7 protein-coding genes are annotated in these 8,388 nt (G+C 60.1%); 3 read left to right on the top strand and 4 right to left on the bottom strand.

Features of this window, described 5'->3' with window-relative positions; all coding sequences use genetic code 11:
* The 3 genes from AC1DZE_RS23200 to AC1DZE_RS23190 form a co-directional block, all read left to right on the top strand.
* Window positions 1-309, top strand: a 309-nt coding sequence (locus AC1DZE_RS23200) for a hypothetical protein (protein ID WP_477700609.1), incomplete at its 5' end; no start/stop codon positions are given.
* Window positions 306-2,399 (top strand): YcaO-like family protein, encoded by a 2,094-nt coding sequence (locus AC1DZE_RS23195; RefSeq protein WP_477700608.1) that lies wholly within the window; start codon window positions 306-308, stop codon window positions 2,397-2,399. The genes AC1DZE_RS23200 and AC1DZE_RS23195, both read left to right, overlap by 4 nt.
* A gap of 45 nt (window positions 2,400-2,444) precedes the next feature.
* Window positions 2,445-3,443 (top strand): hypothetical protein, encoded by a 999-nt coding sequence (locus tag AC1DZE_RS23190; RefSeq protein WP_477674466.1) that lies wholly within the window; start codon window positions 2,445-2,447, stop codon window positions 3,441-3,443.
* Between the two features lie 118 nt (window positions 3,444-3,561).
* Here AC1DZE_RS23190 and AC1DZE_RS23185 read toward each other — a convergent pair whose 3' ends face one another.
* From AC1DZE_RS23185 to AC1DZE_RS23170, 4 genes are all read right to left on the bottom strand, one after another.
* Window positions 3,562-4,155: a hypothetical protein gene (locus tag AC1DZE_RS23185; RefSeq protein ID WP_477674467.1), complete on the bottom strand. Its 594-nt coding sequence runs from the start codon at window positions 4,153-4,155 to the stop codon at window positions 3,562-3,564.
* Window positions 4,156-4,239: 84 nt separating this feature from the next.
* On the bottom strand, window positions 4,240-4,437 hold the full coding sequence (locus tag AC1DZE_RS23180; RefSeq protein ID WP_477671723.1) for a hypothetical protein: 198 nt from the start codon (window positions 4,435-4,437) through the stop codon (window positions 4,240-4,242).
* Window positions 4,438-4,466: 29 nt separating this feature from the next.
* A complete protein-coding gene (locus tag AC1DZE_RS23175) occupies window positions 4,467-6,809 on the bottom strand; it encodes a YcaO-like family protein (protein ID WP_477700607.1) in 2,343 nt (780 codons plus the stop codon).
* A complete protein-coding gene (locus tag AC1DZE_RS23170; protein ID WP_477672338.1) occupies window positions 6,806-7,957 on the bottom strand; it encodes a hypothetical protein in 1,152 nt (383 codons plus the stop codon). Before AC1DZE_RS23170 ends, AC1DZE_RS23175 begins: the two co-directional genes overlap by 4 nt.
* Between the last annotated feature and the right edge of the window lie 431 nt (window positions 7,958-8,388).

Raw genomic sequence — 8,388 nt, 5'->3', positions numbered from 1 at the left:
CTGTACGAAAAACGCAACGCGGTCAGCCCCGAGATGCCGCCGGCCGTCCCCCTGGCGATTGACCTGCCCGAGCAGTTTGCGCATGTGTCGGGCTGGGTGCATGCGCGCCCGGTGTTCCATCACATGCCGCCCGAAACCCGGTTGTACAACATCATCACCGAGCAGGGCTGCGGCCTGTTTGTGGAAGGCTTTCTGGCCTTTAGCCCTTGCCAGCAGGGCCCGGTGCAACTGGCTGCGCCTTGGCAAGCCTTGGCGGTTGATGCGGCTGCGGCCAGCTTTGTTGACCAGGTGAGTACCATTGCCGCGTGAGCGAAAAGGTAAATCACCAGAAACCAACTCAGTTCGACGCCGGAATCGCGCCCGTGCTGGCAGGCGCCGCCTTGATTCAGGGCGGTGTTTTAACGCTACGGGCCAAAGATGAAGAGCTGACCATCAAGGCGCCTGCAAAATTCTTGCGGGCGCTTTTTCATTGGTGCGACGGCAGCAAAACACGGGCAGAACTGGCAAGCATGGCCGAAACCAAATGGCCAGCCTCGCGGTTTGGTGGCTTTATGGACGCCATGCTGGAGGCGGGCGTGCTGGTGGACCATCGGTTTGTGGCGGATAGGCTGCTTCAGGAAAGGCGGATGCAGCGGCCCTACCAGAAAGCGGCCCCAGGCGGGTTCGAAGTGTCCTTGCCGCAGGGCGGAGATATTGAACTGGCGGTGCCTCGCCATTCGGGCGCCGCAGAGGCCGGCCCGGCCGGGGTGCTGTCTCTTGGCGCATTGGCCAACCTGCTGGCCGTAGCGCCGCAGGCAGAGGGCCCGGCTGGTTTGCGTTTTGTAGTTTTCTTCCGCGAAAACCTGGGCGTTGTTGAGGCTGGCACTTATGAAGTGCATTGGGCCGCGGCCGGAGCCTTTCTCCGGCCGTTTGGCAAGGCCGCTACCGCTGTGTCATACGAGGCATTTCCCAATCTCTACGACTTCTTTCGCAGCCAGGCGCTGCTGGCCATTTTTGCTGAAAGCAACCTTCCGGACTGCCCGCTGGATGTAGCTCTGGTGACTGGCGGGGCGGCTCTGCAAAGGCTGGCTTCTGCGGCTACCGCCAGCGGTATCGCGCATGTGGAGGCCGGGGCCGCCTATGGGCAGGCGGTGAGTGCACTGTGCGGGCCAGACAAGCACTTATTCATCGCCGCCACATTCCTCGGCGGCGTGCCACCACGTCATGGAGGCATCGGGAACCCCGCTTTGCTCAAGCCGATGGTCAGGATTATCGACCGTGGCGAAGCCGGTGGAGACTATCTGGCGGCGGCCCAGGTTGAGCGCGATGGCGGCGCCAACCTGACAGGCTGGGGGCGTTCCGTTGATGTCAAGGTGGCATGTGCCAAGGCACTGTCGGAGGCGGTCGAGCGTCATGCCTACCGCGAGCCGCCCGCCGGGTTATTGCTCAAAAAAGGCTGTGAGCTTGCCGGCAAGCTCAACCCCACCGAACTGATCCGGTTCTCGGAGAGGCAATACCGTGACAAGGCGAGCCTGGGCATCCGGCCCTACAGCGACGACGCCGAGCGCTTCTGGGTTGAAGCCAACTGCCTGGGTAGCGATGAGAAGCTCTTGGTGCCCGCCGACTGTGTTTTTTCAGGGGCGAATCTGCCGCGAGCGTCTGAGTTCGGCATGTTGATGCGGCAAACTTCGTCGGGCTGCGCCAGCGATGTATCACTGGATGTGGCGATTGAACGCGCGGGCCTCGAAGTGATTGAGCGGGATGCTTTCGTCAGGCATTGGCTTGCACAGCGACCGGGCCGCCTGGTGGCACCCGGTTCACTTCCAGCCGGCATTCAGGCCAAGGCTCGCGGCTGGGAGGCGCGCGGCTGCACCTTGCGCATTGGCGTCTTTGCAGGGGAATGGGGGCCGGTCATCTTTATCGCGATTGCTTCCGCCGTCCACCAATTTTCCGTGATCGCGGCATCATGCTTCGGCTCTATGGATGCATCCATCACGCATGCGCTGAGCGAAGCAGAAACCATCGGATTGCTCTCCGTGAAATCCGGCCCGCCCAAGCGGCTGGCGCCGAAGGCGGTGCAGACGCCAGCAGACCACGGCCTTCTCTTCAGGCAACCGGCCCACTATTTAAAGACGGCGGCAATCACGGAGGGTGGGGACGTGGTGAGTTTCGCGGAACTGCAGGCAACATGGCCCGCGACCCTGGCGCAAAGGCTGCAGGCCGCGCCACGGCCCCCCAAGGCCGTTTGGGTGGATTTAACCCAGCGGGCGGCTCCCGAATCACTTGATGGTCAGGTCATACGTTCGGTGCGGGTGCTGATTCCGGGCGCTATTCCCATAGGGTTTGGGTATGACGGTTTGCCTTTGGGCATGGACGAGAAAATCGCACCCGGGGGAAAGTTCCCCCATCCTTTCAACTAGCGGCAAGTCGCCCCCCCCCCCGCAATAGACAACGACTGAGGACTCATGGCCTTCCCTACTTTTTTTGACCACTTCCGCGCTGTGCGCGGATGGGCGGCCCAGCATGACGCGAAGGTTGAGATAGACATTCAGACCGTGCAGCTGGAAATACGCTGTGCCAATGTGTATTTCCGGTTCTATCCGATCTTTGCGGCGTCTGTCCGCAACAAGCTGGTTCACATCGAAGACCTGATGGAGTCGGTGATTGCATTTGGCGGGTGGCGCCCTTACAGGCCTTATTCCACGCCGCTCTCCACCGAAAAGCGGCTGTTCAAGCAGCACCTTGACCAGGCCGGTGTTCGTACACCCCAAATGTGGCCCCCGGGCCAGCAGCCGGCGCAAAGCTACATCCGGAAAAAATCCCGAGGCTCGTTCGGTTACGACATCCAGGGGCCCTTTCTGGCAACCGTCCCGGTGCCTCCCCTTGAGCCAAACAGCTCTGACGCCGGCACATTCCATGAACAGTTTGTCGCCGGCAAGATCGTAAAGATCTGGTACTGGGGTCACACACCGTTCTTCGCCGACATGCAAGACTACGCCACGGTCACCGGCGATGGCGTGTCAACAGCCGGCGCGCTGGCCGAGGCAAAACTCAAGCAAGACGTTGGTGCCAACATTCTGGCCGACAAGGCAATACTGGTGGCGTGCATGGCCTACCAGAGCTTCTCGCCCACGGATGTTCTGTCTGCCGGGCAAGAGATGTGGATTGATTTCCGGTATGGCCGCAGCTTCGCACCAAGGCAAGGGGCCGCCAAAGCCGGCAGCGCCTTGACGGAGTTAAAAACCGTGTGCGGCGAACAGATTGCGCAAATGGGAGCCCTGATGCGCACTGCCTTGCAGGAAGTCGCGCCGGCACCCCTGGCCTATTCGGTAGATGCCGTGCTCGACGACGAAGGTCAGCTGTGGTGGCTCGAGCTGAACTCCCATCCCATGTTTCCGCATTCGGGCTATGACGTCATGTTGAGTGATATTTTCAATCGCACGGCGGGGGGGGAGTCGCCTTGATCTGGTTTGCGCCGCACGCCAGGCGCCTGTGATTGACGGCGCGGCCGTGCCGCACAGCGTATGAGCACTCGAGGGGCGGCTGGGCTTCAATGCAACTCAGCATTACGCCCATCGGCGGCTACTTGACAGTCCAGTACTTGAAGACGATGACGCGCCGGTCAGTGGGGCAAATACGCGAGACCGAGCGGCCGACATGCGTCGGGTCACCGATGATCTTCATGATGCGGCCCGGCTTTGGCATAACGGCAGCGGTGATCTCGTTCTGCTCATCGAAAACAAGGGTCTCGCCGGCCCAGGCCACATTCCATTCCCGGTTGCAGTAAACCAGCGCCGTGTTGTGCAGGGGGCGCTTGTCTGCTTCGCCTATATCCTGATGCAACCGGCCTTCGGTGCCGAAGGTATTGGCGCTGATCATGCATTCGTACAGTCGCACCGGGTGATCATGGCTGGCCTTGATCAAGTCCCAGCATTGCGTGATTGACTGGAGAGTGTCATCGAGTGCGCGCATATTGGGCTCCACATCGTCGGTAAACGGCTCTTCCGTGAACGCAACGGGGTAGTACCAATGCATGTCAAGCTCATGCGATTTAAAGCGCTCCCATCGATTCAGGAAATGCATGGGCATCCACGAGACGGCCTCGATCAGGGACGTCATTAATGCTTCGGGCAGTAAATCGTCAAGAACTGTGATGTTCGGGTTGTTGGTATGCATAGTCGGAATGAAAACAGGCATCGAGGAGGTCGTTGAGCGCAGGGCTCACCCGGCACTCTCGATGCACTGCGGTTGGGCAATGATTTATCGGCTAACGTTGTCGCCGCAGCCACCGGAACTCAGGGGCAAGCCGGCTTTGTGGGGAAGGCGTGCACGATGAACTGCAGTCCAGCGGCCGCTTGCACTGCCGCTGCCGTTGGTGTTGTCGCCGGTCGCTTTTGGACTGGCCTGTTTCTTTTGCGTGGAAGCCGCGTCGGACTGGGGCTTTGCTTTTTCTTGCATGAAATGACTCCTTTAGTCAGGTTGAAAAATCAGGGAAACGGATGCGGGAATTTCGATCCAGAGTGGATACGAGGAACCATTCCCAGAGGCTCTCGTTGATAACCGAACGAGATCGGCAGCAAACCGGGGATGAGGGCCTTAACCACCGAAAGGTGGGTGCGACCTTGGTCGATATGGCTTTTCGTGGGCGTGATGTCGACCGCAAGGGGACGCAGGCCTCGCTCCGTAAAGCGCTTGACCAGCGTAGAAAGTGACGTCTGGCATGAGTTTTCGGGCCACTGAGTCGTGGTGGAGGCGGTTACCGGAAACAGCACCCGGTCGGCACGCCGGTAGTAGCGTTTGAGGCCATAAAGTTCAAAGTGATGCTCGGTGGTCTCGACTTCGTCTGGGGAGCTGATGCCAGGCAGGTGGCCATGGATCCAGGCATATACCCGGGCCTCCACCTCATCGAGCGCGCTGTGGACGGCATCCCCGAAGCTGTCGCTGGCTGCGGTTCCCATGGTGGTGAAGTGTTGGGCGTCATGCTGCGCGGAAACCAGTGCCACGTGCGCCCATGGCACTTGCAGATGCTGGACCGTCACCCTGCAGCCGGCCGCTTGCAAGGTGCCGATGCGCTGCGCAATGTCCTCGGGCCATTGTTCAGGGGGAACCAGGCTTCCTGGTTTTTGAGCAAGCCAATGCCGCATGAACGCATCGCGCTCCACCACCTCCAGTAGTGCTCTAACGGTAGCGTCTTCCACAGTGGTGCTGGCGGCGCAACCTGAGGATGTCACCTGGGTATACGGACGTGAGGTGTCGTGTCCGAGGGCGGCAAGGCTGTTGCGTGAAAAAACGAGTTCCGCCAGCACCCGGACTTTTCTGCCCGTAGCCAGTTCCAGTGCATCTGCCCAGGGATAGGATTGTGTTTCTGAGAATGGTCGATAGAAGAAATTTGAAGTTTCGTACTGTTTCTCCGCGTAGCAGACGAACTGTCGGGGATCCAGTGCATGCTCGACCTCGGCGATGCTACCTTCGACGATGCCTCGCGGTTGCCGGAAGCCTTCGCGCTCTATGGCTTCGGCAATGGCCTTGCGTACCGCCAGCAATGGATCTGTTCCGCGGCCCCAGGTGTGCGGCCGCTCGTCATTCTCATCGAGAATTTTTGCACGCGCGAGGTGAAAACCCATGGAGTAAAGCGCGGATTCGCCGTTGACCCAAGCAAAATCGATCAGCGGCATCCGCTCCATAATGGTAATTTGCTCGGAAGTAGCCTTGACACCGAACATGGCCGAACCCAGCAGCAGTTGCCGGCCGAGTCCGCACATGCGCGCGATCGGCCGTTCGTAATACCCGCCTATTGTTGCGTAGCCCAGTTCCAGGGCACCGGCGCTGAGTGCACCGTTGTGCAGCGCTGCACCGGCTTCCATAAAGAGGTACTGGAGCGAGCGGTTGCGGTAGCGCGTCGCTGCTATCGCCGGATCGGCGGCGAGGAAAACGGCACCCGTTGCATAGGTTAATTCCCAGGGCTTGCCGAAGGCCAAGGCCAGCTGCGGTGGTGTGTTCCCGACGGGGTGCAGCAATACCGTGCGCTCGTCGGGGTATTGAACCTGGTACACGCCGGGCAGATAGTCACCGACCTGGCGTTGCAGCGCCACGTAAACCTCCACCAGGTGCATGCCACCTGCAGACGCGATGGTGCGTTGCGGCATCGCGTATCCTATTCGCGGATGCTTGACCCGGACTACACCGGCGAGGGACCAAAGCAGTTGGTGGAGCGCGGAAATGGATACCGGCTTGTCATCAAAGGTATAGCTTGTTGTGCGCGCGGAAAAGAAAGGGTCAAGCGGGGTACTTTCCACTCTGGCGGCAGACTCGGGCAGGGTTTCCTCGGACTGCTCTTCATTCCACAAAAAGCGTGCTGCGATGCTGCCCGTCAATTTGGCAGCCGCTGAAAGGCCGAAAGGGCTGAACTGAAAGGCATAGTGCGCAGCGTGTGCGCTCACCAGGCTGGCGTCGATCAAAGCGCCCTCGGCGAGCAGGAACTCCATGAATTGGGCAAACTCAGAGCGCTCTTGCGCGTTCCCGAAACTCTTCAGGATTTCGTCGACAGTGCGTGTTCCGTCGCACAGGCTGAAGGCCTGGTCCAAAAGCAGTGCGGGTGCCTGGACTTCGATGTCTTCGTTGGCAGTGCGGACCACCAGCGTTGCCAGGCGGCCCTTGCTGCGGATACGGCTGGCGCCGGAAAACATGGGCGACAAGCGGTCTTCAGCGCCAAGGCAGGCCTGCACCTGGGTGGGAATGCGGTGATTCAGAACGCGATTTCGGTTGCCGCCGATCCTGGTAGCCGATGGCACGGAGATTGGCGAACCGGACGCAGAAAATTCAGGCTTCATGCCGACACCCTTTCGCCGATGCCGGGGCTAAGCCTGATCTGCGCGGGGCGTTCCGCCGGAATAGCTATGCCGTCTGGTGACCCGCGCATTGGGTTCGGTATGGTCTGACCGGATGCCGGTGCCATGGCAGAGCCGGGTTCCGGGGCGGAAATGGGTGTTCCGAAAAGTGTTGAAAACATGGCCGAATAGCCGGTCGGCGGGAAAATGGGGTTCGAATTGGCCTCAAGCCACCAGATCTTTCCGTCCGTGTCGAGCACTCCGTCGAGCGAACACAAAACAGGTGCGCTGAGTTCCTCCCGCAGCTCTGCGGCGATCCATTGGCCGGCTACCTCCAGTTGGGCTATTTGAGTCGCAGGCATGTGCCGCAGGAAATTGTCTTCCTCTTCCGTAGCCGCATCCGGCGCGAAACGGCGTCCGTAGCGATAGTCCAGCCAGGCAGACATATCTGGTGGCAGCACGGTATTAAAGTTAAGGCCCTGATAGGCAAGCGCCTGTGCCACCGCCTGCTTCTCAGGGTAGTCGGCCCAGCTTTGCTTGAGGTCTTTGAGGCGCGCGTCAATCAGCTCTGCGATGGTGTTGCGCTCGTTACCGTGTATTAAAGGATAGGGATGCAGTTGCGCATGGAATGCGCGACCTCCCCAAAACCAAACTTTGATATTCGTGCCATGCACGAACGACTCTGCATAGAGGCTGCCGGTGCTGCCCGGTTTTGCCAATGCCTGCATCTGCGCCGCGTCGGGTTCTTGCCCGGGATGGTAGGGGCCGGCCAGTTCCTTGCCGAAAGATCCGACCGAATGTTTGACGACAAAGTCAGCCGTGGCCTCGCGCGGGGACGGCCACATGGCGGGGGTGGTGAGTCCGGACTCCGCGAGACGCTTCTTGAAGAAGAGCTTGTCTGCCGCAAGGGGCCAGCGCAGAGGGCGGTAAGGCAGCCAGCCGATAAATCCGGTGGCCTCTCGAACCATCTGGGGAACATGCATCAACTGACCGTCCTTGTGTGCCAGGAACTGGGGATGCAGCGTGAAATATCGGTTACGGGCCTTCACTTCAAGCTCAAAAGTCAGCACATTGAGATTGACGAGCGCGTCATGAGCCTCTGCCCAGGCCTTGACGGCACGGATGTGGTTCATGGTGATCGCGATAAACATGGAAGAGTCTCCGGGTGATGCCGCCTGTATGGATACCGGTCAGGAAATGAAGGGCGTGGGGTCGCCCTGGCTGAATGCCGATACGCGCAGGCGCGCAGCGTCCGTGCCAGTGGCGCTTATCAATATATCCATGCCGATTTGAATTTGTTTAGCGATTTTCGGCGCGTGCGGTCGGATGCAAATTTTCCTAAACAAAGTGTTAAAGGGGAGGATGTATTGATGAAATACCGTTGAGCAGTTCTCCAAAGGGTTGGAGGAGGGGTGAGGGGCAGGGGCCCGAGCCGGCGGTTCACCATTAGGTAGATCACATGGTTGCGATCGTCAGCGGCAATAGCCTGGGCTTGGGTTCAACGTCATTGGCCACGCTGGGGCGAGGCGGGCTGCTGGGGGCGGCCGGCCAGGGGCGAAGCGGCGAGCAGGCGTTTGTCAAT

The sequence above is a fragment of the Polaromonas sp. P1_F1 genome (assembly GCF_056405795.1).
The sequence above is the reverse complement of the archived record's forward strand: the minus strand, read 5'-3'. Positions and strand labels throughout refer to the sequence as shown.